The following is a 24,664-nucleotide window of genomic DNA, read 5'->3' on the forward strand; positions in this document are numbered from 1 at the left end:
CCCTGTGGGAGAGTAGGACGCCGCCGAACTAATTTTGATAAACAGAGAACCCCCGTCCGGGGATACCGGGCGGGGGTTTTCTGCGTTTAGGGTCGACCCATGCGCTATGAACTCGTCATCTTCGACAATGACGGCGTCCTCGTCGACAGTGAACCGATCTCCAACACGCTGCTGGCCGGCTACCTCACCGAACTCGGGCACCCCACCACCTATGAGGACTCCCTGCGGGACTACATGGGCGCCGCTATGCACCGCGTACACGACCTCGTGCGGGAAAGGACCGGGAAGCCGCTCCCCGCGGACTTCGATGACGTGTTCCACGGGCGGGTCTTCGCCGCCTTCGAACGGGAACTGAAAGCCGTGCCCGGCGTCGTCGACGTCCTGGGCAAACTGACCGCCGACGGGGTCCCGTACTGCGTCGCCTCCTCGGGAAGCCACGAGCGGATCCGCGTCGGGCACCGGACGACCGGGTTGGACGCATGGTTCGGTGAGGGACGGATCTTCAGTTCGCAGGACGTGGGGCGTGGGAAGCCCGCCCCGGACCTGTTCCTGTACGCCGCCGAGCAGATGGGCGTAGCGCCCGAGAAGTGTGTGGTGGTCGAGGACAGTCCGCTCGGGGTGCGGGCCGCCGTGGCCGCCGGGATGGACGTGTACGGGTTCACCGCGATGACGCCCGCCGAGCGGCTCAGTGGGGCAGATGAACTCTTCGGGGACATGCGTGAGTTGACCGGTCTCCTGGAGCGACCGGCGTCATGAATTGAGCCGGTGATCCATCTACCCACCGGTATTCCTGGGGCATACGCTGGGCCGCCATGACCGATGGCACGGGTGGCACGACGGGCGCGCAGCGCTGGGGCCGGAGATCGCTGGGGTTCGGGTTCTTCGCGCAGGGCGTCGCGTTCGCCCTGCTGGTGACGCGGATCCCGGCCCTCCAGGACCAGTACGGGATCTCGGACGGGCTGCTGCCCGTGTTCCTGGCCGCCGTGCCGATCCTGGCCGGGGTCGGCAGCGTATGCACCGAGCAGGTGGTGAAGCGGGTCCGGCCCAGCCAGGTGCTGCGGTGGTCGCAGCCCGTCGTGCTCCTGGCGCTCCTCGGGGCGGGCGCGGGAGAGAGCCTGTGGGAAGTGGCGGTCGCGCTCGGGGTGTTCGGGCTCTCCGTCGGGGCGCTCGACGCCTCCATGAACATGCTCGGGGTGAGCCTGCAACGCGCGTACGGGCGCAGCATCATGCTCGGTTTCCATGCCGCGTACAGCCTCGGCGGGATCGTCGGGGCGTCCCTGGCGTGGGTCGGGGCGCACTGGGACCTGTCGCTGTTCGTGTCGTATCTGCCCGTCGTCGTCGTGCTGGTGCCGGCCGCGCTCGTGGGCAGCCGGTGGTACGTCGACGGTGAGGCGGTCGTCGCCGGGAAGGGGGCGCCGGGGCAGGGCGGCGGGATCGTCTTCCGGATGCTGCTGCCGCTGTGCCTGGTGATGACCTTCGCGTACATCGGGGACTCGACGGTCTCCAACTGGAGTGCGAAGTACCTCCAGGACGTGCTCGGGAGCTCGGAGCAACTGTCGACCGTCCCGTACAACGTCTACATGGTGATGACCCTGGTGGGGCGGGCCGTCGGTGATGTGGGGGTGCGGCGGTACGGGGCCGTGGCCGTGGTGCGGATGGGGAGTGTGGTGGCCGCCGCCGGGTTCGGTGTCGTGGCGGTCGCGCCCGGGCCCTGGGTGGGGATGCTCGGGTTCACGCTGCTCGGGCTCGGGCTGTGTGTGATCGTGCCGCAGACCTTCGCCGCGGCGGGCCGGATGTTCCCCGGGGACTCCGATGCCGCTGTCGCACGGCTCAATATCTTCAACTACGTGGGTTTTCTGGTGGGTTCGCCGCTTGTGGGTGCTCTGGGTGATGCGTGGAGCTATCGGGGCGCGATGCTCGTGCCGATGGTGCTGGTGCTCGTGACGCTCGTGTACGCCCCTTCGTTCGGGCCCGGGGCGGACCGATACGGTGGCAGGCATGAGCGGCCGCGCGCAGTTGATGTGGGACCCGGCGGTGACGGGGTATGACTTCGGGCCCGACCATCCGATGGACCCGGTCAGGCTGGACCTGACCCGGCGGCTCGTCGGGGCTTTCGGACTCGACCGTGACATCGAGGTCGTCGCGGCCAAGCGGGCGGGGGAGTCGACGCTGCGGCTCGTCCACCGCGAGGACTACGTGGAGGCGGTCAAGGCCGCCTCCGCCGATCCGGACGCGGCCGACCAGGCGTACGGGCTCGGCACCGTCGACGATCCGGCGTTCGCCGGGATGCACGAGGTGTCCGCGCTGATCGCCGGGCAGTCGGTGGGCGCCGCCGAGGCCGTGTGGCGCGGCGAGGCCCTGCACGCCGTGAACTTCACCGGCGGGCTGCATCACGCCATGCCGGGGGCCGCCTCCGGGTTCTGCGTGTACAACGACGCGGCGCTCGCCATCGCCCGGCTGCTGGAGCTGGGTGTCGAGCGGGTCGCGTACGTGGATGTGGACGTGCATCACGGGGACGGGGTGCAGGCCGCGTTCTGGGAGGACCCCAGGGTGCTCACCGTGTCGCTGCACGAGCATCCCCGGACCCTGTTCCCGCAGACCGGGTGGCCCGAGGAGACGGGTGCGGAGGGCGACGCCGAGGGCACGGCGGTCAATGTGGCGCTTCCGGCGGGGACCGGCGACGCGGGGTGGCTGCGGGCGTTCCACGGCGTCGTGCCGGAGCTGCTCGCGGAGTTCCGGCCGCAGGTCCTGGTGACGCAGCACGGGGCCGACACGCACTTCGAGGACCCACTCGCGCATCTCGCGGTCTCGCTGGACGCGCAGCGGGCCGTGCAGATCGCCTGTCATGAGCTGGCGCACGAGTACGCCGACGGGCGCTGGGTCGCCCTCGGTGGCGGCGGGTACGCCGTGGTGGACGTCGTGCCGCGCTCGTGGACGCATCTGGTCGCCGTGGCGGCCGGGCGGGAGATCGCACCGGAGACGCCGACCCCGGAGAGCTGGCGGCAGGAAGTCTTCGCGCGGACGCGGCAGTTGGCGCCGGGGCGGATGACCGACGGGCGCTGGCCCGTCGCGCACCGGGAGTGGGAGGCGGGCTACGACCCCGAGGACCGGCTCGACCAGGCGATCCTGGCCACGCGAAAGGCGGCGTTCCCGCTGCGCGGGCTGCTGCCCTAGTACCCGGGATTACTCCAAGTGTGGGGTGTTCGGACGTTTTGGGGGCATCCGGGCGCTCAATGAGCCAGCATCGCAAGGGTGTTGAGCACCGGCACCCTGCGTGCGCATCTGTTGGCGGCTCGGCTTGCCGGGCCTGTGGCGACCTCCCGTGAGGAGAGTCTGCGCAGTTATCGGCTGTTCGAGGCGCGGGACCCGCGTGTGCTGCTCGGACTCGACCCCGAGTGGGCGTGGGGGCAGCGGGACCTGCTCGCGCTCATGGCCGACAAGTGCGGGGTGTCGCCCGATCCCGGCCACAGGTCCGGGTTCGACGTCATCGACCCGGAGCTGACGCTGGCGGCGCTGGACTCCTTCGGCGACCGACTCGGCAGAGCCGCCCACGCCCGCTCCCCGGTACTCTTCGGAACCGGTCATCCGCACCGGCTGCTCGGCTTCTACGCCGCGTTGGCGGACGCTTTGTCGGCGCTCGGATGCCCTGTCCTCACCCCCGCGCAGGGTCAGAGTGTCGACATAACGACCCGGTTCGGCCTACGCACGTACAACCTTGACTACGTACGAGGAGTCGCGCTGGTGCGAGAACCCGGCGCATTGGAGCCCGGTGGTGAGACGGGCGCGCACACCCACTCGCCACTCCCGGTTCGCACGGCTCTGGCCGCGTGTGCGGAGGCCGGCGGACCGCTTCCGCAGCTTGTCGTGGGGGACCACGGATGGGTCTGCGGTGCAGGTCAGTTGGGGTTCGATGCCATCGGCCTGGCAGATACGGACGATCCCGCGCTGTTCGTCGGTGAGGCCGAGGGACGGGTGTCCGTCGTCGTTCCGCTTGATGACGCTGTGCGGTCTGATTACTACCGACCGCTTACTCGCTATGTACTCAATCGAGCGTGTCTGTCACAGTAGGCGGCCGATCGCTGCTCCTCTTCCCCACTCGCACCACACGCCCCTAGTCTGGGGTGTGAGCACGCAACGACGTTGAGTCACCGGAAGGGGAAGCCGGTGGCCGTCGAGTGCGGAAGGTTCAGGTGTGTCATGGCTGCTGGTGAGAGTAGGCCTCTGAACGAGGTGCAATTCCTGACCGTGGCGGAAGTCGCGTCGGTCATGCGAGTGTCCAAGATGACCGTGTACCGGTTGGTGCACAGCGGTCATCTGCCCGCGATCCGGGTGGGGCGGAGCTTCCGCGTCCCCGAGCAAGCGGTTCACGAGTACCTGCGTGAGTCCTACGTGGGGGTGGAAACAGGCTGATCGGTGCCCCCGGGACCCCTTCGAGGACTCCCGGGGAACCCTCGATTTCGAGCTCGGCGCTCAGGCGGGGTACGCTGGCCCTCCGTAGGTCGTGTGGGCCCCAATGCAGCCCCGCACCGAGTGATTGTCCCCGCAAAGCGGGGGTTGTCCGAGAAGTGAGCGAGGGTAGTCGTGGGCTCTGTCATTAAGAAGCGGCGTAAGCGGATGGCGAAGAAGAAGCACCGCAAGCTGCTGAAGCGCACCCGCGTGCAGCGTCGCAACAAGAAGTAAGCGGCCGCTGCGAGTACAGCGCGGTCTGTGGCCCTTTCACCGTTCGGTGGGAGGGCCGCAGTGCGTTTCGGACAAGTTCCACCAGGCACTCGTCGTCGGGAGGCGGCGCGTAGCAGGCTCTGCTCCATACGTATGCGGCGGCTGGGACGGAAGGTAGGCGCTGATCTTGGGCAAGGTCGTGCTCGTGACCGGGGTGGCCCGGCAACTGGGGGGCCGTTTCGTACGGCGGATCCAGCGGGACCCGGAGGTGGACCGGGTGATCGGGGTGGACGCCGTGCCTCCCGCGCACCATCTGGGCGGGGCGGATTTCCTCCAGGCCGACATCCGGCAGCCGACGATCGCGCGGGTGCTCGCCGAGCACTCCGTGGACACCGTCGTGCACATGGACGTCACCGGGACTCCGCTGGCCAGCGCCGGCCGCGGCTCGGTCAAGGAGACCAACGTCATCGGCACGATGCAGCTCCTCGGCGCGTGCCAGAAGGCGCCCAGCGTGAAGCGGCTCGTGGTGAAGTCGAGCACTAACGTGTACGGGTCGGCGCCGCGCGACCCGGCCGTGTTCACCGAGACGACCCCGCCGAAGTCGCTGCCGAGCGGCGGCTTCGCCAAGGACACCGTGGAGGTCGAGGGGTATGTGCGCGGGTTCGCCCGGCGCCGCCCCGACGTCGCGGTGTGCGTGCTGCGGTTCGCCAACATCCTCGGTCCCACGGCCGATTCACCGCTCGCCGAGTACTTCTCGCTGCCGGTTCTGCCGACCGTGTTCGGCTACGACCCGCGGCTCCAGTTCGTACACGAGGACGATGTGGTCGAGGTGCTGCGGATCGCCTCGCACGATCCGGCGCGGGGGACGCTCAACAGCGGGACCTTCAACATCGCGGGCGACGGTGTACTGCTGCTCTCGCAGTGCTCACGGCGGCTCGGCCGGCCGACCGTCCCCGTGCTGCTGCCCGCCGTGACCTGGGTCGGTGGCGCGCTGCGTACGCTGGGGGTGACGGACTTCTCGCCCGAGCAGATCAGACTGCTCACCCATGGGCGGATGGTGTCGACGGCCCAGATGCGGGACACGCTCGGCTTCCGGCCCCGGTACACGACCGCGGAGACCTTCGCGGACTTCGTCCGCGGCAAGGGCCCCGGACTGCTGCCGCCCCAGGCCCTGGCGGGAGCTGTGGACAGGATCGCGTCGTTGTCCCTCCTGGGCGGCGGGCGCACACCTGGCCGTCCCGCGACGCAGAGCGCCAACTGAGGAGCGCGTGAACGATGGCGGATGCCAAGGTCATTCCGTTCGACGACGACAGGTCGCGGGGGGCCACCGGGAAGGGCGCCGCGCGCCGCAGGGGCCCGGCGACCGGAGCGCGGCGCAAGGGCGACACCGCGGGGGTCCGGGAGGTGCGTGAGGTGCAGTCGCTGCCGGCGCAGGCGTCGGGCCCCGACCCCGTACCGGAGGGTGCGGCGGCCGGGGAGCGCGGCGGCTGGGAGCGGCGCGTCGCGGGCGGCCTCGCGTTCCTGCGGCGGCGGCTCACCGGGGACTACGAGGTCGACGAGTTCGGCTACGACGAGGAGCTCACCGACCAGGTCCTGATGTCGTTGCTGCGGCCGGTCGCGGAGAAGTACTTCCGGGTCGAGGTGAAGGGCGTGGAGAACATCCCGTCCGAGGGCGGGGCGCTGATCGTCTCCAACCATTCGGGGACGCTGCCGCTGGATGGCCTGATGATGCAGGTCGCCGTGCACGACAACCATCCGGCCGGGCGCCATCTGCGGCTGCTCGCCGCCGACTTGGTGTTCATGCTGCCGGTCGTCAACGAACTGGCGCGCAAGGCGGGCCACACCCTGGCCTGCGCGGAGGACGCGCAGCGTCTCCTGGAGAGCGGTGAGCTGGTCGGGGTGATGCCGGAGGGGTTCAAGGGCATCGGGAAGCCGTTCAGCGAGCGGTACAAGCTCCAGCGGTTCGGCCGGGGCGGTTTCGTGTCGACCGCGCTGCGCGCCGGGACGCCGATCGTGCCGTGCTCGATCGTCGGGGCGGAGGAGATCTACCCGATGCTCGGCAACGCGAAGACGCTGGCGCGGGTGCTCGGGTTCCCGTACTTCCCGATCACGCCCACGTTCCCGTGGCTGGGGCCGCTCGGCGCGGTGCCGCTGCCGACGAAGTGGACCATCCAGTTCGGGGAGCCCATCCCGACGGACGGTTATCCGCCGGAGGCCGCCGAGGACCCGATGCTGATGTTCAACCTGACCGACCAGGTCCGCGAGCAGATCCAGCACACGCTGTACAAGCTGCTGGTGCAGCGGCGGTCGGTGTTCTTCTGAGCGGTTCCACTGAGCGGTTCCGCGCACGGGTAGGGCCCGGGGCGAGGAGCCCCGGGCCCTGAGTGCCGTACCGATCCGTACGTTACGAGGCGTCCTCGCCGTCGATGCCCAGGCCGGGCAGGAGGCCGGGCAGGATCGGCGGCAGCGTCACGTCCGGCTCGACCGGGGCCATGGTGCCGGACTTACCGGACCTGCCGTCCGACGGGGTCGGGCTCGTCTCGTCCTTCGGCGGCTCCAGGAGGCCGCCGGTGGTCTCGCCGAGGAGGCCGTCCTTCTCCTTGCCGCTGCCGGAACTGGAAGGTTTCGGCTTGGTGGAGCTGGAGCCGCGGTGTTCGGTGCCCGCGGAGCCGGACGGCGTCGACCGGTGGGTGCCGGGCGCCCCCGGCTTCGTGGCGCCACTCTCGCCGGGGCGCGTGGAGCCGCGCGACGTGGGGGTCTCGGGCAGCAGCGAACGCAGCGGGTCGACCTCTTGGTCTATGGCGTCGAAGACCGAACTCACCTGGTCCCGTACGTCACCGAGCTGGACCGGCAGCCGGTCGCGCAGGGCGCTCCAGCTCTTCCGGTGCGACTGCGTGAACGCGGACAGGGCCTGGATCGGGCCGAGCGAACCGTCCCGCTTGTACGCCGCGCTGAGCAGCCGGTGACCCTCGGACGCGTCGAAGCGCATCCCGGAGAGCGCGCGTCTGACCTCGCCGACCGACTCGTGGTCGAGGTGGCCGCCGCGGTCCCGCTCCATCAACCGCCGCGCCTCGTTGAGCCGCGTCGATGCCTGGTCGAGGTAGATCCGGCCGCGGTCGGAGTCGCTGTCGGCCAGGCCGAGCTTGAGATCCTCCATGCCGCGCTTGAGGCCGTAGAGATTGTCGCCGGGCAGGGCGTCGGAGCTCGCCGCGGCCACTCCGCCGAACGCCCCGGCGGCCACGCCCACCGTGAGCCCGCCCGCGGCGAGGCCCTTGGACAGGCGTGAGCGGGGTCGCAGCTTCCGCAGGGACACCGCCCGGTGTGCTCCCTTGGCCCGGGACCGCTGTTCCGGAACGGCGGGACCCACGGCGCCTTCCTGGAGCATGGCTTCCATGGCGGCGACGAGCTGCGCTCGCTGCACCACTTTGACCTCGGGGTCCATGGTCGGTTTGGGCAGCTCGCCGAGGCCGGAGGCCAGGGACAGAAGCCTGTCCCGGTCGGTCCGATCGGACCGGTCGCTCTGCTGAGCGGCCGGTTCATCCGGCTGCTGCGCCGCCGGGTCCCGGTCGGGCTGGTCCTCCAGGTCCTGGGCGAAGGCGTTCGCCCGCCGGTGTGCCGATACGTTCGCGATCACTGGCGGCACCTCCTCTCGTCGTGACGGTCGACTCCCATGTGGTCGACTCCCCAAGGGGTCCTGAGGGTTGCACGCCCTGACGGCTTGCACACGAACGAGTGGGCGAAGCCGGTCCAGGAGTGACCACAGGGAGCCTGCATCCCGCACAACGAGCGGCGCGGCACTTGGGTTACGGACGAAAGATGATCCGACCGCGATCACATCTCGCCTTCACCGTAGGTGAGTTGAGCATCGCGGGCGGTGACGGAGGTGTCAGCGGACGTCGTCGGGGAGGAGCCGGGCGAGCGTGCGCACGGCCCGGTACTGGAGCGTTTTGATCGCGCCCTCGTTCTTGCCCATCACGCGTGCGGTCTCGGCGACGGAGAGACCTTGGAGGAATCGCAGCGTGACGCATTCCTGCTGTTGGGGGTTGAGACGTCGTACGGCGTCGAGGAGGGCAGCGTTGGAGAGGGATTCGAGGACGGAGTCCTCCGGGGAGCGCTCGACCTCGTTGGCGTCGAGCATTTCACCGGTGGTCACTTCGAGGCGGAAGCGGCTCGACTTGAAGTGGTCGGCGACCAGATTGCGCGCGATCGTGACCAGCCAGGCGCCGAAGTCGCGGCCCTGCCAGGTGAAGGTGCCGATACGGCGCAGGGCGCGCAGGAAGGTCTCGCTGGTGAGGTCCTCGGCGGTCGCCTTCCCGCCGACGCGGTAGTAGATGTAGCGATAGACGGTGTCGCTGTACTGGTCGTAGAGGCGGCCGAAGGCATCGGCTTCGCCGGACTGGGCGCGCTCGACCAGCTCCATCATGCGAGCGCTGTCGCTGTCGGCGGCGGGACGGCGGGCGGTGGTGGGCGCGGTCGACGTACCGGAGGCGCCGGCGGCTCCGGAGCGGGTCCGTCGGCCGACGGTGACGGCACCGGAGTCGGCCATGGCGAAGCACGGTCCGGCGGGTGCGGCGACGGCGAGGGCGGGGACGGCGTACGCGGTGGGGACGAAGCCGCGCAGGCGGTCGATGACCGATGCGCGCAGCGTAGCCAGGCCCGAGGCGTCAACCCCGACGTGTTGAAACACGGGACTCCCAGAGGCAGAGCTTCCATCACGTGCAGTGCGGAACCGTTCACCCGTCGTACTGACGCGTGGGTACCGGAATGCGTCTGAGGAGAATAACGCTTCGTGCAGGGAGCGCTACACCGAGTTGCTCAAATCATCGATTACGTCACTTCTGTAGCTGATCAACGATGGTCTGAGTACCAGAGAGTGACCGCTTGATGATCGGATCAGGTCATGTTCGGGCTATGGCAGTGACGCCTTGTGCCCGAGTGGTATCAACGGGACTGGCCGGGGCCGGGGGCGGGTATTGCCCTTCGTCGGCGAAGTGTCAGCGACGGCGCCGGTGCAGCGCGATCGCCGCCGCCGTGCCGCCCGCGACGGCGCCGACACCGGCCGCGGCGGGGATGCCGACCTTCGCGGCCTTGCGGCCGGTGCGGTAGTCCCGCAGCCGCCATTCCCGTTCCCGCGCGTACGCGCGCAGCTTCGCGTCGGGATTGATCGCGTACGGGTGTCCGACGAGCGAGAGCATCGGGATGTCGTTGTGGGAGTCGCTGTAGGCGGCGCAGCGGCCGAGCTCCAGGCCCTCCGCGGACGCCAGCGCGCGGACGGCCTCCGCCTTCGCCGGGCCGTGCAGCGGCTCGCCGACGAGCTTGCCCGTGTACACGCCGCCGATGGACTCGGCGACCGTGCCGAGGGCGCCGGTCAGGCCGAGGCGGCGGGCGATGACCGTGGCGATCTCCACCGGGGCGGCCGTGACCAGCCACACCTTCTGCCCCGCGTCGAGATGGGCCTGGGCGAGGGCGCGGGTGCCGGGCCAGATCCGCTCCGCCATGTACTCGTCGTAGATCTCCTCGCCGATCGACATCAGCTCGGAGACGCGGTGGCCCTTGACGATGGACAGGGCGCTGTCGCGGGCGTCCTGCATGTGCTCGGGGTCCTCGACCCCGGCCAGCCTGAACCAGGCCTGCTGCCAGGCGAACCTGGTCAGTTCACGGCGCTGGAAGAACTTCCGCTTGTACAGACCGCGCCCGAAATGAAAGATCGCGGCGCCCTGCATCACCGTGTTGTCCAGGTCGAAGAAGGCGGCGGCCTTGTCGTCGCCGACGACGGGGAACTCCGGTTCCGCCGCGGCGCCGGGCAGCGACTGCTCCTCCAGCTCCTGGGAGGTCTTGCGGGCGGCCTCCGCCGAAGCCTCGCCCGCGAGCACGCTCCGCGCTGTCGCGGGGCGCCTACGAGGGGTGAGCCATCCGAATCCAATCAGCGGCACGGCGTGCCTCCTACCGTGGTGGCGGTCGGGCGACGGGCGGGACATGGCGTGAGCATAGCCAGTTCGTTCGGGGGTTCCGGAGTCGAGCGGATTTCGGGAAGTTGTCCGTAGCGGAAATCCCGGCGTCGTTCCGGGGGCGGAGACGGGGTCAGAATGGCCGGTATGAGTCCCATTTTTCGTCGCGGCGAGAAGAAGAATCCGCAGGAGCGCGTCGTCACGCTGATCGGAAAGCCGGGGTGCCATCTGTGCGACGACGCCCAGGCGGTGATCGAGAAGGTCTGTGCCGAGGTCGGCGCGGTCTGGGAGAAGAAGGACATCAACGAGGACGAGGAGCTGTACCGCAAGTATTGGGAGCAGATCCCCGTCGTGCTCGTCGACGGTGCGCAGCACGACTTCTGGCGGGTGCAGGAGGAACGGCTGCGGCGTGCGCTCACCCGGTAGCGGAGCGCGCACGCACGGCGCTCGCGGTCGCGCACGTCACTGACCGAGGAGTCCAACTGGTCCAGAAAGTCGCCTAGGATCGAGGGCGGTTTTGGTCCCGGGGGGCGTGGATCGTAAGGAAGGTGTGCGGTTTTGCCCCCCACAGGTGAGCAACGAAGCTGCCTGCGCGCCGGTTCCACGACAGCGCGCCGGGGGCGCGTGACCCCGGTCACGTTGGCCGGGCAAATCGGACACCATCTTTGTGCACGCGTTCACAAAGACATAGCCTGCATTCGACGGGGCGGTCCAGGAACCACGAGCCGCCCGCAGCCCCGCTCTACCCGCAGGAGCACCGTGGCAACTGGCCGAACTCACCGACCGGCGACCCGCAGCCGAGGAATTCCCGAGGCCACCGTCGCCCGTCTCCCGCTGTACCTCCGAGCCCTCACCGCCCTGTCGGAGCGCTCGGTGCCCACGGTCTCCTCCGAGGAGCTCGCGGCCGCCGCGGGAGTCAACTCCGCGAAGCTGCGCAAGGATTTCTCCTACCTCGGCTCGTACGGGACCCGGGGCGTCGGCTACGACGTCGAGTACCTCGTCTACCAGATCTCCCGCGAGCTCGGCCTCACCCAGGACTGGCCGATCGTGATGGTCGGCATCGGTAACCTCGGCGCGGCCCTCGCCAACTACGGCGGGTTCGCCTCGCGCGGGTTCCGCGTCGCGGCCCTGATCGACGCCGACCCGGCGATGGCGGGCAAGTCCGTCGCCGGTATGCCGGTGCAGCACGCCGACGACCTGGAGAAGATCGTCGACGAGAACGGTGTCTCCATCGGCGTCATCGCGACCCCGGCCGGCGCCGCCCAGCAGGTCTGCGACCGGCTCGTCGCCGCCGGTGTCACCTCCATCCTGAACTTCGCGCCGACCGTGCTGTCCGTGCCGGACGGCGTCGACGTACGCAAGGTCGACCTCTCCATCGAACTCCAGATCCTCGCCTTCCACGAGCAGCGCAAGGCGGGGGAGAGCGCGATAGAGGCCGCCGAGGGCGCGGTGGGCGTCGAGGGCCCGGCCGCCAAGGTCACCCGGCCCGCCGCCGACAGCGCCGCCGACCGCAAGGGACCCGACGGGGACGTACCCGCCGTGATGCCGGCATGAGTCTCCTCGTCGTGGGGCTGAGCCACCGCAGCGCCCCGGTCAGCATCCTGGAGCGGGCCGCGTTGCAGCCCGAGTCCCAGGCCAAGCTGTTGCAGGACGCGCTCGCCGCCGAACCGGCGACCGAGGCCGCCCTGCTCTCCACCTGCAACCGCATCGAGCTGTACGCGGACGTGGACAAGTTCCACGCCGGTGTCGCCGAGCTGTCGACGCTGCTCGCCCAGCACAGCGGCGTCGGACTCGACGAGCTCACTCCCTATCTTTACGTGCACTACGAGGACCGGGCGGTGCACCACCTGTTCTCGGTGGCGTGCGGGCTCGACTCCATGGTGGTCGGCGAGGGCCAGATCCTCGGCCAGATCAAGGACACCCTCGCCCGGGCGCAGGAGCTGCACTCCGCGGGCCGACTCCTCAACGACCTGTTCCAGCAGGCGCTGCGGGTCGGCAAGCGCGCGCACTCCGAGACCGGTATCGACCGGGCGGGACAGTCCCTGGTCACCTTCGGTCTCGAACAGCTCGCCGTCGGTGAGCCGGTGGCCGCGTGGGCGCAGGGCAAGCGCGCGCTGGTGATCGGCGCGGGCTCGATGTCCTCCCTGGCCGCGGCGACGCTCGCGCGCGCCGGAGTCGCCGAGGTCGTCGTCGCCAACCGCACGATCGAGCGCGCCGAGCGGCTGGTGGAGATCCTGGGCGAGGCCGGTACGGCCGCCCGTGCCGTCGCCATGGACGCCGTGGCGGACGAACTGACACGTGCCGACGTCGCCATCTCCTGCACCGGCGCGACCGGACTCGTCCTGACCGCCGACGCCGTGCGCGCGGCCGTCGCGGGCCGCACGCCGACCGCGGGCGGCGAGGTGCCGGCCCAGTCGGCACCGGCCGGCGCCAAGGCCGCGGCCGACGGTGGCCCCGCCGACCCGGGCGCCCCCGTGCGCGGCGGGTTCTCGGTCGAGGGCGAGGCCGCGGTCGCCGGGCTCGACGCCGCCGAACTGGAGCAGCACGGCGCCTGGGTCGACAACGCCCCGGGTGAGCGGGTGCGGCCCTCAGAGGCCGACACCATCGCCGCGCTCGCCGCCGCGGGCCGGGTGCCCGAGATGCGGCGCGAGCGGCAGCCCGAGCCGGTCCGGCCGGTCGCGCTCGCCCTGCTCGACCTGGCGATGCCGCGGGACATCGACGCGGCGTCGCACCGCATCGACGGGGTCCGCCTCGTCGACATCGAGTCGCTCGCCGACGCCTCCGCCGACGCCCCGATGGCCGCCGACGTGGACCAGGTGCGCACGATCGTGGCCGACGAGGTCGCCGCGTTCGGTGCCGCCCAGCGGGCCGCGCACATCACGCCGACCGTCGTCGCGCTGCGCACGATGGCCGCGGACGTGGTGACCAGCGAGATCGCCCGTCTCGACGGCCGGCTGCCCGGCCTCGACGAGAAGCAGCGCGCGGAGATCACCCAGACCGTGCGGCGCGTGGTGGACAAACTGCTGCACGCGCCGACCGTACGGGTCAAGCAGCTCGCCGCCGAGCCCGGCGGTGCCGGGTACGCGGACGCGCTGCGGACCCTGTTCGACCTGGACCAGGAGACGGTCGCCGCCGTCTCCCGGGCCATCCCCCGAGACCGTGAATCCGCTACCGGCACGGTAGGCAAGAATCGAGGCCCGGCATGACCGCCGCCGACAAAGCACTGAGGCTGGGGACCAGGCGCAGCAAGCTGGCCATGTCCCAGTCCGGGCATGTCGCCGAAGCCGTACGCCAGTTGACCGGCCGTGAGGTCGAGCTGGTGGAGATCACCACGTACGGGGACACCTCCCGTGAGCACCTCGCGCAGATCGGCGGGACGGGAGTCTTCGTCACCGCGCTGCGGGACGCGCTGCTGCGCGGTGAGATCGACTTCGCCGTGCACTCCCTGAAGGACCTGCCGACCGCGCAGCCCGCCGAGCTCACGCTGGCCGCCGTGCCGCGGCGCGAGGACCCGCGGGACGTGCTGGTCGCGCGGGACGGCCTGAAGTTCACCGAGTTGCCCGCGGGTGCCCGGATAGGTACCGGCTCGCCGCGCCGTATGGCGCAGCTCAACGCGTACGCCCGTAGCCACGGACTCTCCATCGAGACCGTGCCGATCCGCGGGAACATCGACACCCGCGTCGGCTACGTCGAGAAGGGGGAGCTCGACGCCGTCGTCCTGGCGGCGGCCGGGCTCAACCGCATCGGCCGTCCGGAGGAGATCGCCGACTTCCTCGCGACCGACATCGTCCTGCCCGCCCCCGGTCAGGGGGCACTCGCAGTCGAGTGCGCCGCGCACAACGGCGCGCTCGCCGCCACGCTCGCCGATCTCGACGACCCGCTCACCCGGGTCGCCGTGACCGCCGAGCGAGCCCTGCTCGCCGCCCTGGAGGCCGGTTGCAGCGCACCTGTGGGTGCACTGGCCGACCTTCCCCCACTCTCGGCTCCGATCGAGCGGGGGGACCCCCACGCCGACGGGCAGATTGCCAACCACATGCGCCTGCGCGGCGTCGTCGGCAGCACCGACGGCACCGAGCTGGTGCAGCTGTCCACCACCGGTCCCGTGCCCTCGTCCAAGGACGAGGCGCTGGCTCTCGGGCGGGAACTCGCCGCCGAGATGCTGGCCAAGGGTGCGGCCGGTCTGATGGGGGAGCGAGCACTTTGAGCCCCACCACCGTTGAATCGACCGCCTGCGCACCTGGGCACGTCACCTTCCTTGGTGCCGGTCCCGGTGACCCAGGACTGCTGACACTACGGGCCGTGGAGGCCCTGGCCCGGGCGGATGTGCTGATCGCCGAGCCCGAAGTGCTCGACGTCGTGCGGACGCACGCCAAGGCGGGCGTCACCGTGCTCGACGCGGGCACGCCGGGGCGGACGGCTGCGGCTGACGGGGCGTCAACTGCCGTCGTGGTCCCGGCTCTGAGGGAGTGGGCCAATCTTGTCATGGAGGCCGCGCGGAGCGGCAAGCGGGTCGTGCGTGCGGTTCCGGGGGACCCCGGGCTCGACACGTACGCGGCCGAGGAGATGCTCGCCTGTGCCTCCGGCGGCATCGACTTCGAGGTCGTGCCCGGTGTCGCGGCGGCCGTCGGTGTGGCCGCGTACGCCGGAGTCCCGCTGCGTGACGCGCAGGGTGCCGACGTCCGCTTCGTCGACGCCCGCACCGCCTCCGAGCGCTGCTGGAGCGAGGTCGGCGCGTCCGACGGCACGGTCGTCGTCTCCACGACGCTCGACTCGGTGGCCGCCGCGGCCGGTGAGCTGGTCGCGGCCGGCCGCAAGCCGGACACCCCGCTGACCGTCACCGTCGCCGGGACGACGACGCGCCAGAAGACCTGGTCGGCGACGCTCGGCACCATCGCGCAGACGCTGAAGCAGGCCAAGGTACTGCCGTCGCCCGAGGGCAACCGGCCGGTGATAGCCGTGGTCGGCGAGCGTTCCGCGGCCGCCCAGCGCGACCGGTTGTCGTGGTTCGAGTCCAAGCCGCTGTTCGGCTGGAAGGTGCTCGTGCCGCGTACGAAGGAGCAGGCGGCCTCGCTCTCCGACCAGCTCAGGTCGGCCGGCGCGGTCCCGCACGAGGTCCCGACGATCGCCGTCGAGCCGCCGCGCACCCCGCAGCAGATGGAGCGCGCGGTCAAGGGCCTGGTCACGGGCCGCTACGAGTGGATCGCCTTCACCTCGGTCAACGCGGTCAAGGCGGTGCGCGAGAAGTTCGAGGAGTACGGGCTCGACGCGCGGGCCTTCGCCGGGATCAAGGTCGCGGCGGTCGGCGAGCAGACGGCCAACGCGCTGATCGCCTTCGGCGTCAAGCCGGACCTGGTGCCGAGCGGCGAGCAGTCGGCCGCCGGGCTCCTGGAGGACTGGCCGCCCTACGACCCGGTCTTCGACCCGATCGACCGGGTGTTCCTGCCGCGCGCGGACATCGCCACGGAGACCCTGGTCGCCGGGCTGATCGAGCTGGGCTGGGAGGTCGACGACGTCACGGCGTACCGGACCGTACGGGCTTCGCCGCCGCCGGCCGAGACGCGCGAGGCGATCAAGGGCGGCGGTTTCGACGCGGTGCTGTTCACGTCGTCGTCCACCGTCCGCAACCTGGTCGGCATCGCGGGCAAGCCGCACAACGTGACGGTCATCGCCTGTATCGGCCCGGCCACCGCCAAGACCGCCGAGGAGCACGGCCTGCGGGTCGATGTGATGGCTCCGGAGCCGTCGGTGCACAAGCTGGCCGCGGCGCTCGCCGAGTTCGGTGCGCGGCGGCGGGACGCCGCCCTGGAGGCCGGTGATCCGGTGACCCGGCCCAGTGAGCGGCGGCCGGGGGCGCGGCGCAGGCGCGCGGCTCCGTAGGAGAGAGTGGGGGCGGGTGCCCGGTTTCGGCCGGGTGCCCGCCCCGCTTCGTTTTCATAGATACCTGTAAGTACGTGCAAGTACGAGGTGACAGTCCAGTGACTCGGTACGGCTCTTTCCCCGGTTCGCGGCCCCGGCGGCTGCGGACGACTCCCGCCATGCGGCGCATGGTCGCCGAGACGCGGCTGCATCCGGCGGATCTGATCCTGCCCGCGTTCGTGCGGGAAGGGATCGACGCGCCCGTCGAGATCGGTTCCATGCCCGGCGTCTTCCAGCACACGCGGGACTCCCTGAAGAAGGCGGCGGTCGAGGCCGCCGAGGCGGGCGTCTCCGGGATCATGCTGTTCGGGGTGCCGCTGGAGGAGAAGAAGGACGGCGCGGGCACGGTCGGCACCGACCCGGACGGCATCCTCCAGGTGGCGCTGCGGGACGTACGGGCCGAGGTCGGTGACGACCTGATCGTCATGTCCGACCTGTGCCTGGACGAGTTCACCGACCACGGGCACTGCGGTGTCCTGGACGAGCAGGGCCGCGTGGACAACGACGCGACGCTTGAGCGGTACGCCGAGATGGCGCAGGCCCAGGCGGACGCGGGCGCGCACGTGGTGGGCCCGTCCGGGATGATGGACGGCCAGATCGGGGTCATCAGGGACGCGCTGGACCAGATCGGCCGCGAGGACGTGGCGATCCTCGCGTACACGGTGAAGTACTCGTCGGCGTTCTTCGGCCCGTTCCGTGAGGCCGTCGGCTCGTCCCTGAAGGGCGACCGCAAGACGTACCAGCAGGACCCGGCCAACGTGCGGGAGTCCCTGCGGGAGCTGGCGCTCGACCTGGAGGAGGGCGCCGACATGGTCATGGTCAAGCCGGCCGGCCCCTACCTGGACATCCTGGCGCGGGTCGCCGACGAGGTCGACGTGCCGGTGGCCGCGTACCAGATCAGCGGCGAGTACGCGATGATCGAGGCGGCGGCGCAGCGCGGCTGGATCGACCGCGACCAGTCGATCATGGAGTCGCTGACCGGGATCAAGCGGGCGGGCGCCAACATGATCCTGACGTACTGGGCGACCGAGGTGGCGCGGCGGCTGTAGTGCGCCGGGCGATGGTTCGGTGACGTCCGCCGGGTGAGAATGCCCGGCATGACGACGCTCACGGCACGCGCCCTCAACAGGTCCACTCTGGCCCGGCAGTTGCTGCTCGAACGGCAGCCGCTGGGGGTGGAGGAAGCGGTACGGCGGGTTGTCGCGCTCCAGGCGCAGCAGCCCGCTTCGCCGTATGTGGCGCTGTGGAACCGGGTGGCGGATTTCCGCGCGGATGATCTGGACGCGGTCCTGGCCCGTTTCCGGGTGGTCAGGTCGACCCTCATGCGGATCACGCTGCACGCGGTGCACGTCGACGACTACGCCGCTTTCCGCGCGGCCGTCGAGCCGACGGTGCGGGGCGCGCGGCTGCGGGACCCGCGGTTCCGGGCGGCGGGGCTGACGGAGGGGGACGCGGACGACCTGCTGCCCGAGCTGTTGGAGCGTGCCGAAGTGGCGGGCGACGCGCGGGAGTTGGGGGAGTGGCTGCGGGCGCGGACGCGCATCGAGGCCGGGTCGGCGCCGACGGCGTGGCGGATGCTGCGCCAGTACGCCCCGTTGTGGCATGCGCCGGTGGCGGGGGCGCCGTGGTCGTACGTGTCCGGGGCCGGGCAGCGCTTCGTGGCGGCGGACCGGGCGCACCGCCCCGAGCTGCGGGACCCGGAGGCGGTGGCGGCGGGCTTGCGGGTGCTGGTCCGCCGTTACCTGGAGGGGTTCGGGCCCGCGTCCGTGGCGGACATGGCGCAGTTCGGGCTCGTGCAGCAGAAGCGGGTGCGGGCGGCGCTGGGGGAGGACTTCGAGGAGTTCACGGCGCCGGACGGGAAGACGGTGCTGTACGACGTGCCGGGCGGTGTCCGTCCGGCCGGCGACGTGCCCGCGCCGCCGCGCCTGCTGGCGATGTGGGACAGCGTGCTGCTCGCCTACGCCGACCGGGGCCGGGTCCTGCCGTCCGAGTACCGCAAGCAGGTGACCCGGGTGAACGGGGACGTACTGCCGACGGTCCTGGCCGACGGGTACGTGGCCGGGGTGTGGCGGACGGCGCCGGACGGGACGGGGGTCGAGGTGGGCGCGTTCCGGCCGCTGCCCCCTGAGGTGTGGGAGGCGCTGGAGGCGGAGGCGCGGGGGCTGCGGCGGTTGCTGACGGGGCGGGAGGCGGCGGCGTACCGGCGTTATGACCACTGGTGGGTGAAGGGGCTGCCGGTGGTGGAGGGGCGGGTGTTCGGGTAGGGGCGCGCGGTGCTTTCCCCGGACATGCCTCGGCCGCGGCGGCTCCCCCTCCGCGCCGCCGCGGCCGATCCCCGTCGGGAAAGAAGGTTCAGTTGCCGCTGACAGCCGGCGGGACGGGCGAGTGGCTGTCCAGCGTGGTGATGGCGCCGTCCACCGACGGGGCGGGCGAGTGGCTGTCGAGCGTGGTGATGGTGTCGTCCGCGGGCGGGACGGGTGAGTGGCTGTCCTGCGTGGTTGCGGCTGCGGTCTTCTTGTCGTCGGCCATCGTGGTGACTCCCGTGCGAATCGACGGACTTATGGGTGGAAGCGCCCGTTCGGCAACTCCCCCGTGGGCTGCCGAACGGGCGTTCCGGGGGACGCACACTCTAATCGCGGCGTCCGCGTCATCCCGTCTGCCCCCCGACGCGACGGAACGATGTGCTGAGCGTGCCAGGGGGCGATAAACGTTCGCTGAACGGCGGCCCCGGCCCTCAGGCCGCCGCGAGCGGGGTGATCAGCGCGCGCACGTCGCTCGCCTCCGGGGCGGAGACGCTCTCGTAGATGGCCAGGGCCTCGTGCCAGCAGACGCGAGCCCGGTCGGGCTGTTGCAGCGCCTGGAGGGACTTGCCGAGGAGGGTGAGGGCGTTGCCGCGCATCCAGTCGCCGCCGATGCACCCCGTCACCAGGGCCTGCTCCGCGTACTGGGCGGCCTTGGCGGGCTTGCCGGCCAGGAGGTGCACCTGGGCGATGCGGAAGTACGTGGTGCCCTCCCAGAGCCGCTGGCGGTTGTCCGCGAAGATGTGCACCGCTTGGTCGAGTTCGGCCAGCGCCTCCGCGAGGCGCCCGGACTGGGTGAGGACGATGCCCAGGGCGTACCGGGCGTTGGCGAGCCGGACCTTGAGCCCCAGGGCGTCGTAGATGTCGGCGCCGCGCTGTGCCAGCTCGACCGCCTGGGTCAGCCGGCCCATGGGGGCGAGCACTCGGGACAGGTTGCACAGCGCGCTGGCCTCGCCCGGCCGGTTCCCGTCGGCGCGGAACGCCTCGATGGCCTTCAGGAGGTGCGCCTCGCCGTCGGAGTAGCGGTTGGTGCAGTTGGCGATGATGCCGAGTTCGTTGAGGGCGTTGCCGTTGGTCCAGGGGTCGCCGGCGCTCTCGCCGAGGGCGGTCGCCCGCAACGCCTCCGCCTCGGCCGCCTCGAACTGGCCCGCGTTGGAGTGGACCTGGGTGAGGGTGACGCGTGCGCGGCCCTCGGCGCGCGCGTCACCGGCGGCCCTGGCGGCTTCGCACGCGGCCCTGGTGACGGCTTCGTACTTGCGTGAACTGGCTCCCGACTCGGCCAGGTCCTTCGACGCCAGGAGGAGATCGACCGCGCGGCGCAGGGTCGGGGCGCGCAGGGACTGCTGCGCGCAGGCGAGCAGGCACTCGGCCTCGGAGTGCAGCCAGTCCAGGGCCTCCGTGTCGTCGGAGAAGACCTGCCCGGGGTGGCGGGTCGGCTCCAGGTGGGCGACCGTCCGGTCCCCGGGCCGTTCGATCGCGTACACAGCGGTCGCCGTGGCCAGGTAGAAGTCGAGCAGCCGCGACATGGCCGCCTCGCGCTCGGCCGGCGGCAGTTCGTCCCTCTCGGCGCACGCACGCGCGTAGAGCCGGACCAGGTCGTGGTACCGGTAGCGGCCCGGTGCCGCCGATTCCAGCAGGGAGGTGTCGACCAGGGCCTCCAGCAGGTCCTCGATCTCCTCGACCGGCAGGTCCAGGACCGCGGCGGCTGCCGCCAGCGAGATGTCGGGGCCGTCCGCGAGGCCGAGCAGACGGAACGCGCGTGCCTGGCCGGGGTCGAGCTGGCCGTATCCCAGTTCGAAGGTGGCCTTGACGGCCAGGTCGCCGGCCTGGAGTTCGTCCAGGCGGCGGCGCTCGTCCGCCAGCTTCGCCGCGAGGACCGACACCGTCCAGGTGCGGCGGGCCGCGAGGCGGGACGCCGCGATGCGGATGGCCAGGGGCAGGAAACCGCAGGCTCCGACGACGTCCAGGGCCGCTTTCCGCTCGGAGGAGACCCGTTCCTCCCCGACGATGCGGGTGAAGAGGAGAAGGGCCTCCTCGGGGGACATCACGTCGAGGTCCACCAGGTGGGCTCCGACGAGGTCGACCATCCGGACCCGGCCGGTGATCAGCGCCGCACAGCCTTCCGTGCCGGGCAACAGGGGTCTGACCTGGGCCGCGTCGCGCGCGTTGTCGAGGAGGACCAGGACGCGGCGGCCGTCGAGGGTGGAGCGGTACAGGGCCGCCCGCTCCTCCAGGGTGTCCGGGATCGCGGCGTCCGCGGTGCCGAGGGCGCGGAGGAACGAGCCGAGCACCGATTCCGGTTCGGCCGCCCGGGAACCGGCGCCCTGGAGGTCCACGTACAACTGGCCGTCGGGGAAGGCGGCGCGGGAGGCGTGCGCGACGTGCACGGCCAGCGTCGTCTTGCCGACGCCGCCGATGCCCGCGACCGCGGAGACCGCCATCACCGAGCCCGTGCCCGATGCGGACGACGCTCCGGACAGGGCCTGGCTCAGTTCCTCGACGAAGGCGGCGCGGCCCGTGAAGTCCGGCACCGTGGCGGGGAGTTGGGCGGGGCGCAAAGGTGTCGCGGCGGCTCCCGCTCCCGGCGCGGAGGGTTCCGCGAGTGCCGGGTCGGCCCGCAGGATGCGCTGCTGGAGTTCGGCGAGGCCGGGGCGGGGGTCCACTCCGAGTTCGTCCGCGAGCAGGCGGCGCGTGTCCGCGTAGACCGCGAGGGCCTCGGCCTGGCGGCCGGAGCGGTAGAGCGCCAGCATCAGCAGTTCCCGCAGGCGTTCGCGCAGCGGGTGGGCCGCGGTCAGTGCCGTCAGTTCGGAGACGGCCTCCGCGTGGCAGCCCTGCTCCAGGTCCATGTCGAGGCGGGACTCCAGGAGCTGGAGGCGCCATTCCTCCAGGCGGGCGCGCTGGGTCTCGGCGTAGGGGCCGGGGACGTGGGCCAGCGGTTCGCCCTCCCACAGGGCCAGCGCCCTGCTCATCAGGCCGCGTGCCGTGGACACGTCGTCGGCCTGGCGGGCCTTCTCCGCGTCCGAGGCGAGCGATTCGGCCGCGGCCAGGTCCAGGGCGTCCTGGCTGAGCGAACGGATCGCGTAGCCGCCCGCCTCGCTGACCAGGACGCCGGTGCCGAGGACCTTGCGCAGGCGCGAGGCGTAGGTGCGGATCGCGGCCAGGGCCTGCTGCGGGGACTCCTCGCCCCACACCGCGTCGATGAGTTCACCCGCGGTGGCCGTCCTGCCCTCCCGCAGGAGCAGGGCCGCGAGGAGGGCGCGCTGCTGGGGCGAGCCGGTCGCCAGCGGCTGTCCGTCGCGCCACGCCCGCACCGGGCCGAGCACGCTGAAGCGCAGGCCGGAGTCGGCGGCGGGCGGCACGTGCCGGGTGTCCCCGGGCGTGTCGGGCCGCCGCTGCTCCGGAACCCGCGGTCCACCGTCCATCGCTGCCCCCTGCCGCTTCATCAGCACCAGTCACATCTCGTCACGAGGTCGTCCAGGCGGCGCGCCGTCGAGTGGACGGGCCGTCGAGCACGACCCCGCCAGTTTGCCTTGTTCATGGCGGATACGTCAGCCGTGGGAGACAGCCATCACAGACACCTCACGCGTACGGTGTGCCCCTGCCCGCTAGCTGACGACCCGTCAGATTGGCGCTACCGTGAGCCCATGGAGACCACGGAGAGCGAAAATACTCACCATGCCCTGATATCAGGGGACTTCCCCCGGATCATCTCCGTCGACGACCACACCGTGGAGCCGCCGACCGTCTGGTCGGACCGCCTCCCGAAGAAGTACCTCGACGTCGGACCGCGGGTCGTGCGCGCACCGTTGAAGGAGATGACGTTCCTCGGTGGCAGGTTCGCGCCCGTCATGGGGGCGCCCGGGGACGACGGCCCGGTCGGTGACTGGTGGATCTACGAGGATCTGCACCGGCCGCTCACCCGGCTCGACACCGCCGTCGGCTACGACCGCGACGAGATCAAGCTGGAGGTCATCACCTACGAGCAGATGCGGAAGGGGTCGTTCGACGTCCCGGCCCGGCTCGCCGACATGGACGTCAACCACGTCCAGTCCGCGCTCTGCTTCCCCACCTTCCCGCGTTTTTGCGGACAGACCTTCACCGAGGCCAAGGACCGCGAACTCGGGCTGCTCGGCGTGCGGGCCTACAACGACTGGATGGTGGAGGAGTGGTGCGGGCCCGAGGCGCACGGGCGCCTCGTACCGCTGACCCTCGTCCCGCTCTGGGACGCGGAGCTCGCCGCCGCCGAGGTACGCAGGAACGCGGCCCGCGGGGTCCGCGCCGTCGCGTTCTCCGAGATCCCGCCGCATCTGGGACTGCCCAGCATCCACGGCGACGCGTGGGACCCGTTCCTCGCCGCCTGCGACGAGACCGGCACCGTCATCGCCATGCACATCGGCTCCAGCAGCCGCATGCCGTCGACGTCCGCCGACGCGCCGCCCGCCGTCGGCTCCACCATCACCTTCGCCAACTGCTGCTTCTCGATGGTGGACTGGCTGATGAGCGGCAAGTTCGAGCGGTTCCCGAACCTGCGGATCATGTACGCCGAGGGGCAGATCGGGTGGATCCCGTACATCCTGGAGCGGGCGGACGTGGTCTGGGAGGAGAACCGGGGCTGGGGCGGCGTCGCCGACAAGGTGCGCAAGCCGCCGAGCGAGTACTTCGCCGAGCACGTCTTCGGCTGTTTCTTCGACGACGCCTACGGCCTGAAAAACCTCGACTCCATCGGGCTCGCCAACGTCCTCTACGAGACCGACTACCCGCACTCCGACTCCACCTGGCCGAAGTCCCGGGAGGTCGGTGAGGCGCAGATGGGGCACCTCGACGCGGAGACCGTCGAGCGGATCGTCCGCGGGAACGCGATCGACCTGCTCGGGCTGACGCCGGAGGGGCTGTGGCGGCGATGACGTCCGGGCGGCTCGCGTACGGGATGCAGCTCCCGATCCAGTCCCAGAGCACCCTCTACGCCGAACCCTGGGAGGCCGACGCGGGCCCCGGGGACCTCGCCGAGATCGCCCGCGCCGCCGACCGGGGCGGCTTCGACTACATCGCCTGCTGCGACCACGTCGCCATCCCGCGCCGGCTCGCCGGGGCCATGTCGACGACCTGGTACGACCCCGTCGCCACCCTCGCCTTCCTGGCCGGTGTCACCGAGCGGGTGCGGCTGCTCAGCCACGTCGCCGTCGTCGGGCTGCGGCACCCGCTCCTCTCCGCCAAGCAGTACGCCACCCTGGACCACCTGAGCGGCGGGCGGCTGGTCCTCGGGGTCGGGGCCGGGCACGTGGCCGAGGAGTTCGAGGCGCTGGGGGCCGACTTCGAGCGCCGGGGGGCGCTGCTCGACGAGAGCATCGACGCGCTGCGGGCCGCGCTGGGCCCGGACGAGTTCCCCGTGCACAAGGGTGTGTCGTTCGCGTTCGAAGGGCTCGGGCAGCGGCCCCGGCCCGCACAGGCGCGGGTCCCGGTGTGGGTGGGCGGCTCCTCGGCGCCCGCCGTGCGCCGCGCCGCGCTCAAGGGCGACGGGTGGCTGCCGCAGGGCGATCCGCGCGACCGGCTGCCGGAGAAGATCGCGACACTGACGCGGCTGCGCGCCGAGGCCGGGATCGAGGCGCCCTTCACCGTGGGCGCCCTCACCGAACCGCTCTACGTGTCCACGCCGACCTGGGACGTCGGGCGGCGCACCCTCTCCGGACAGCCGGAGGCCCTCGCCGAGTCGCTGCGCGCGTACGCCGCGATGGGCGTCCACCAGATCCAGGTCCGGTTCCGCAGCCGGGGGCCGGCCGAACTCATCGACCAGACGGCGGCCTTCGCCGCCGACGTGGCACCCCACCTGAACTGAGGAGCAAC

General features: G+C 71.4%; 22 protein-coding genes. 17 read left to right on the forward strand and 5 right to left on the reverse strand.

The window, feature by feature from the left end; translation table 11 throughout:
• The first annotated feature begins 99 nt into the window (after nucleotides 1–99).
• From ACIRF8_RS27485 to ACIRF8_RS27520, 8 genes are all read left to right on the forward strand, one after another.
• Nucleotides 100–756 (forward strand): HAD family hydrolase, encoded by a 657-nt coding sequence (locus ACIRF8_RS27485; protein ID WP_404218822.1) that lies wholly within the window; start codon nucleotides 100–102, stop codon nucleotides 754–756.
• Between the two features lie 56 nt (nucleotides 757–812).
• On the forward strand, nucleotides 813–2,048 hold the full coding sequence (locus ACIRF8_RS27490) for an MFS transporter (RefSeq protein WP_404218824.1): 1,236 nt from the start codon (nucleotides 813–815) through the stop codon (nucleotides 2,046–2,048).
• Nucleotides 1,999–3,174, forward strand: coding sequence for an acetoin utilization protein AcuC (locus tag ACIRF8_RS27495; RefSeq protein WP_404218826.1), 1,176 nt, complete (start codon nucleotides 1,999–2,001; stop codon nucleotides 3,172–3,174). Before ACIRF8_RS27490 ends, ACIRF8_RS27495 begins: the two co-directional genes overlap by 50 nt.
• Nucleotides 3,175–3,252: 78 nt before the next feature.
• On the forward strand, nucleotides 3,253–4,068 hold the full coding sequence (locus ACIRF8_RS27500) for a phosphatase (RefSeq protein ID WP_404218828.1): 816 nt from the start codon (nucleotides 3,253–3,255) through the stop codon (nucleotides 4,066–4,068).
• 129 nt (nucleotides 4,069–4,197) lie between these two features.
• On the forward strand, nucleotides 4,198–4,410 hold the full coding sequence (locus tag ACIRF8_RS27505; protein ID WP_164560538.1) for a helix-turn-helix domain-containing protein: 213 nt from the start codon (nucleotides 4,198–4,200) through the stop codon (nucleotides 4,408–4,410).
• 171 nt (nucleotides 4,411–4,581) lie between these two features.
• On the forward strand, nucleotides 4,582–4,680 hold the full coding sequence (locus tag ACIRF8_RS27510; RefSeq protein WP_003948845.1) for a 30S ribosomal protein bS22: 99 nt from the start codon (nucleotides 4,582–4,584) through the stop codon (nucleotides 4,678–4,680).
• A 166-nt stretch (nucleotides 4,681–4,846) separates the two neighbouring features.
• A complete protein-coding gene (locus tag ACIRF8_RS27515; RefSeq protein ID WP_404218831.1) occupies nucleotides 4,847–5,920 on the forward strand; it encodes an NAD-dependent epimerase/dehydratase family protein in 1,074 nt (357 codons plus the stop codon).
• 14 nt (nucleotides 5,921–5,934) lie between these two features.
• A complete protein-coding gene (locus tag ACIRF8_RS27520; RefSeq protein WP_404218834.1) occupies nucleotides 5,935–6,981 on the forward strand; it encodes a lysophospholipid acyltransferase family protein in 1,047 nt (348 codons plus the stop codon).
• Between the two features lie 82 nt (nucleotides 6,982–7,063).
• Here the strand turns inward: ACIRF8_RS27520 and ACIRF8_RS27525 are convergent, their stop codons facing one another.
• The 3 genes from ACIRF8_RS27525 to ACIRF8_RS27535 form a co-directional block, all read right to left on the reverse strand.
• Nucleotides 7,064–8,293 (reverse strand): DUF5667 domain-containing protein, encoded by a 1,230-nt coding sequence (locus ACIRF8_RS27525; RefSeq protein ID WP_404218836.1) that lies wholly within the window; start codon nucleotides 8,291–8,293, stop codon nucleotides 7,064–7,066.
• A gap of 252 nt (nucleotides 8,294–8,545) precedes the next feature.
• Nucleotides 8,546–9,346 (reverse strand): ECF subfamily RNA polymerase sigma factor, BldN family, encoded by an 801-nt coding sequence (locus ACIRF8_RS27530; RefSeq protein ID WP_404218839.1) that lies wholly within the window; start codon nucleotides 9,344–9,346, stop codon nucleotides 8,546–8,548.
• A gap of 307 nt (nucleotides 9,347–9,653) precedes the next feature.
• Nucleotides 9,654–10,586, reverse strand: a complete 933-nt coding sequence (locus tag ACIRF8_RS27535) for an HAD family hydrolase (protein ID WP_404219350.1) — start codon at nucleotides 10,584–10,586, stop codon at nucleotides 9,654–9,656.
• A 168-nt stretch (nucleotides 10,587–10,754) separates the two neighbouring features.
• On the opposite strand from ACIRF8_RS27535, the gene ACIRF8_RS27540 reads away from it, so the two are divergent.
• From ACIRF8_RS27540 to ACIRF8_RS27570, 7 genes are all read left to right on the forward strand, one after another.
• On the forward strand, nucleotides 10,755–11,033 hold the full coding sequence (locus tag ACIRF8_RS27540; RefSeq protein ID WP_404218841.1) for a glutaredoxin family protein: 279 nt from the start codon (nucleotides 10,755–10,757) through the stop codon (nucleotides 11,031–11,033).
• 333 nt (nucleotides 11,034–11,366) lie between these two features.
• Nucleotides 11,367–12,161 (forward strand): redox-sensing transcriptional repressor Rex, encoded by a 795-nt coding sequence (locus tag ACIRF8_RS27545; RefSeq protein WP_404218843.1) that lies wholly within the window; start codon nucleotides 11,367–11,369, stop codon nucleotides 12,159–12,161.
• A complete protein-coding gene (locus ACIRF8_RS27550; protein WP_404218845.1) occupies nucleotides 12,158–13,813 on the forward strand; it encodes a glutamyl-tRNA reductase in 1,656 nt (551 codons plus the stop codon). The genes ACIRF8_RS27545 and ACIRF8_RS27550 overlap by 4 nt, the downstream gene beginning before the upstream one ends.
• Entirely contained in the window at nucleotides 13,810–14,811 is a 1,002-nt protein-coding gene (gene hemC, locus ACIRF8_RS27555) for a hydroxymethylbilane synthase (protein ID WP_404218847.1), read from the forward strand. The genes ACIRF8_RS27550 and hemC overlap by 4 nt, the downstream gene beginning before the upstream one ends.
• Nucleotides 14,808–16,484, forward strand: coding sequence for a uroporphyrinogen-III synthase (locus ACIRF8_RS27560; protein WP_404218849.1), 1,677 nt, complete (start codon nucleotides 14,808–14,810; stop codon nucleotides 16,482–16,484). The genes hemC and ACIRF8_RS27560 overlap by 4 nt, the downstream gene beginning before the upstream one ends.
• A gap of 98 nt (nucleotides 16,485–16,582) precedes the next feature.
• Nucleotides 16,583–17,572, forward strand: a complete 990-nt coding sequence (hemB, locus tag ACIRF8_RS27565; RefSeq protein ID WP_404218851.1) for a porphobilinogen synthase — start codon at nucleotides 16,583–16,585, stop codon at nucleotides 17,570–17,572.
• A gap of 39 nt (nucleotides 17,573–17,611) precedes the next feature.
• Nucleotides 17,612–18,787 carry a winged helix DNA-binding domain-containing protein gene (locus tag ACIRF8_RS27570; RefSeq protein ID WP_404218853.1) on the forward strand — a complete coding sequence of 392 codons (1,176 nt, stop codon included), beginning with the start codon at nucleotides 17,612–17,614 and terminating at the stop codon, nucleotides 18,785–18,787.
• An 88-nt stretch (nucleotides 18,788–18,875) separates the two neighbouring features.
• On the opposite strand, the gene ACIRF8_RS27575 is transcribed toward ACIRF8_RS27570, so the two are convergent.
• Entirely contained in the window at nucleotides 18,876–19,052 is a 177-nt protein-coding gene (locus ACIRF8_RS27575; RefSeq protein ID WP_404218855.1) for a sigma-like protein, read from the reverse strand.
• A 205-nt stretch (nucleotides 19,053–19,257) separates the two neighbouring features.
• Nucleotides 19,258–22,245 (reverse strand): AfsR/SARP family transcriptional regulator, encoded by a 2,988-nt coding sequence (locus tag ACIRF8_RS27580; protein WP_404218857.1) that lies wholly within the window; start codon nucleotides 22,243–22,245, stop codon nucleotides 19,258–19,260.
• A 222-nt stretch (nucleotides 22,246–22,467) separates the two neighbouring features.
• Here ACIRF8_RS27580 and ACIRF8_RS27585 point away from each other — a divergent pair, with 222 nt between their 5' ends.
• Both ACIRF8_RS27585 and ACIRF8_RS27590 read left to right on the forward strand, forming a co-directional pair.
• Nucleotides 22,468–23,727 (forward strand): amidohydrolase family protein, encoded by a 1,260-nt coding sequence (locus ACIRF8_RS27585; RefSeq protein WP_404218859.1) that lies wholly within the window; start codon nucleotides 22,468–22,470, stop codon nucleotides 23,725–23,727.
• Nucleotides 23,724–24,656 (forward strand): LLM class F420-dependent oxidoreductase, encoded by a 933-nt coding sequence (locus tag ACIRF8_RS27590; protein ID WP_404218861.1) that lies wholly within the window; start codon nucleotides 23,724–23,726, stop codon nucleotides 24,654–24,656. The genes ACIRF8_RS27585 and ACIRF8_RS27590 overlap by 4 nt, the downstream gene beginning before the upstream one ends.
• The last annotated feature ends 8 nt before the right edge of the window (nucleotides 24,657–24,664 follow it).

This window comes from Streptomyces sp. NPDC102406 (assembly GCF_044765725.1).
Lineage (GTDB): Bacteria > Actinomycetota > Actinomycetes > Streptomycetales > Streptomycetaceae > Streptomyces.

Coding starts and splice junctions, on each gene's coding strand:
- ACIRF8_RS27590 (WP_404218861.1), top strand. CDS start 23,724: ATGACGTCCGGGCGGCTCGCGTACGGGATGCAGCTCCCGATCCAGTCC.
- ACIRF8_RS27575 (WP_404218855.1), bottom strand. CDS start 19,052: ATGGCCGACGACAAGAAGACCGCAGCCGCAACCACGCAGGACAGCCAC.
- ACIRF8_RS27505 (WP_164560538.1), top strand. CDS start 4,198: ATGGCTGCTGGTGAGAGTAGGCCTCTGAACGAGGTGCAATTCCTGACC.
- ACIRF8_RS27520 (WP_404218834.1), top strand. CDS start 5,935: ATGGCGGATGCCAAGGTCATTCCGTTCGACGACGACAGGTCGCGGGGG.
- ACIRF8_RS27485 (WP_404218822.1), top strand. CDS start 100: ATGCGCTATGAACTCGTCATCTTCGACAATGACGGCGTCCTCGTCGAC.
- ACIRF8_RS27570 (WP_404218853.1), top strand. CDS start 17,612: ATGCCCGGCATGACGACGCTCACGGCACGCGCCCTCAACAGGTCCACT.
- ACIRF8_RS27540 (WP_404218841.1), top strand. CDS start 10,755: ATGAGTCCCATTTTTCGTCGCGGCGAGAAGAAGAATCCGCAGGAGCGC.
- ACIRF8_RS27490 (WP_404218824.1), top strand. CDS start 813: ATGACCGATGGCACGGGTGGCACGACGGGCGCGCAGCGCTGGGGCCGG.
- hemC (WP_404218847.1), top strand. CDS start 13,810: ATGACCGCCGCCGACAAAGCACTGAGGCTGGGGACCAGGCGCAGCAAG.
- ACIRF8_RS27550 (WP_404218845.1), top strand. CDS start 12,158: ATGAGTCTCCTCGTCGTGGGGCTGAGCCACCGCAGCGCCCCGGTCAGC.
- ACIRF8_RS27585 (WP_404218859.1), top strand. CDS start 22,468: ATGGAGACCACGGAGAGCGAAAATACTCACCATGCCCTGATATCAGGG.
- ACIRF8_RS27495 (WP_404218826.1), top strand. CDS start 1,999: ATGAGCGGCCGCGCGCAGTTGATGTGGGACCCGGCGGTGACGGGGTAT.
- ACIRF8_RS27580 (WP_404218857.1), bottom strand. CDS start 22,245: ATGGACGGTGGACCGCGGGTTCCGGAGCAGCGGCGGCCCGACACGCCC.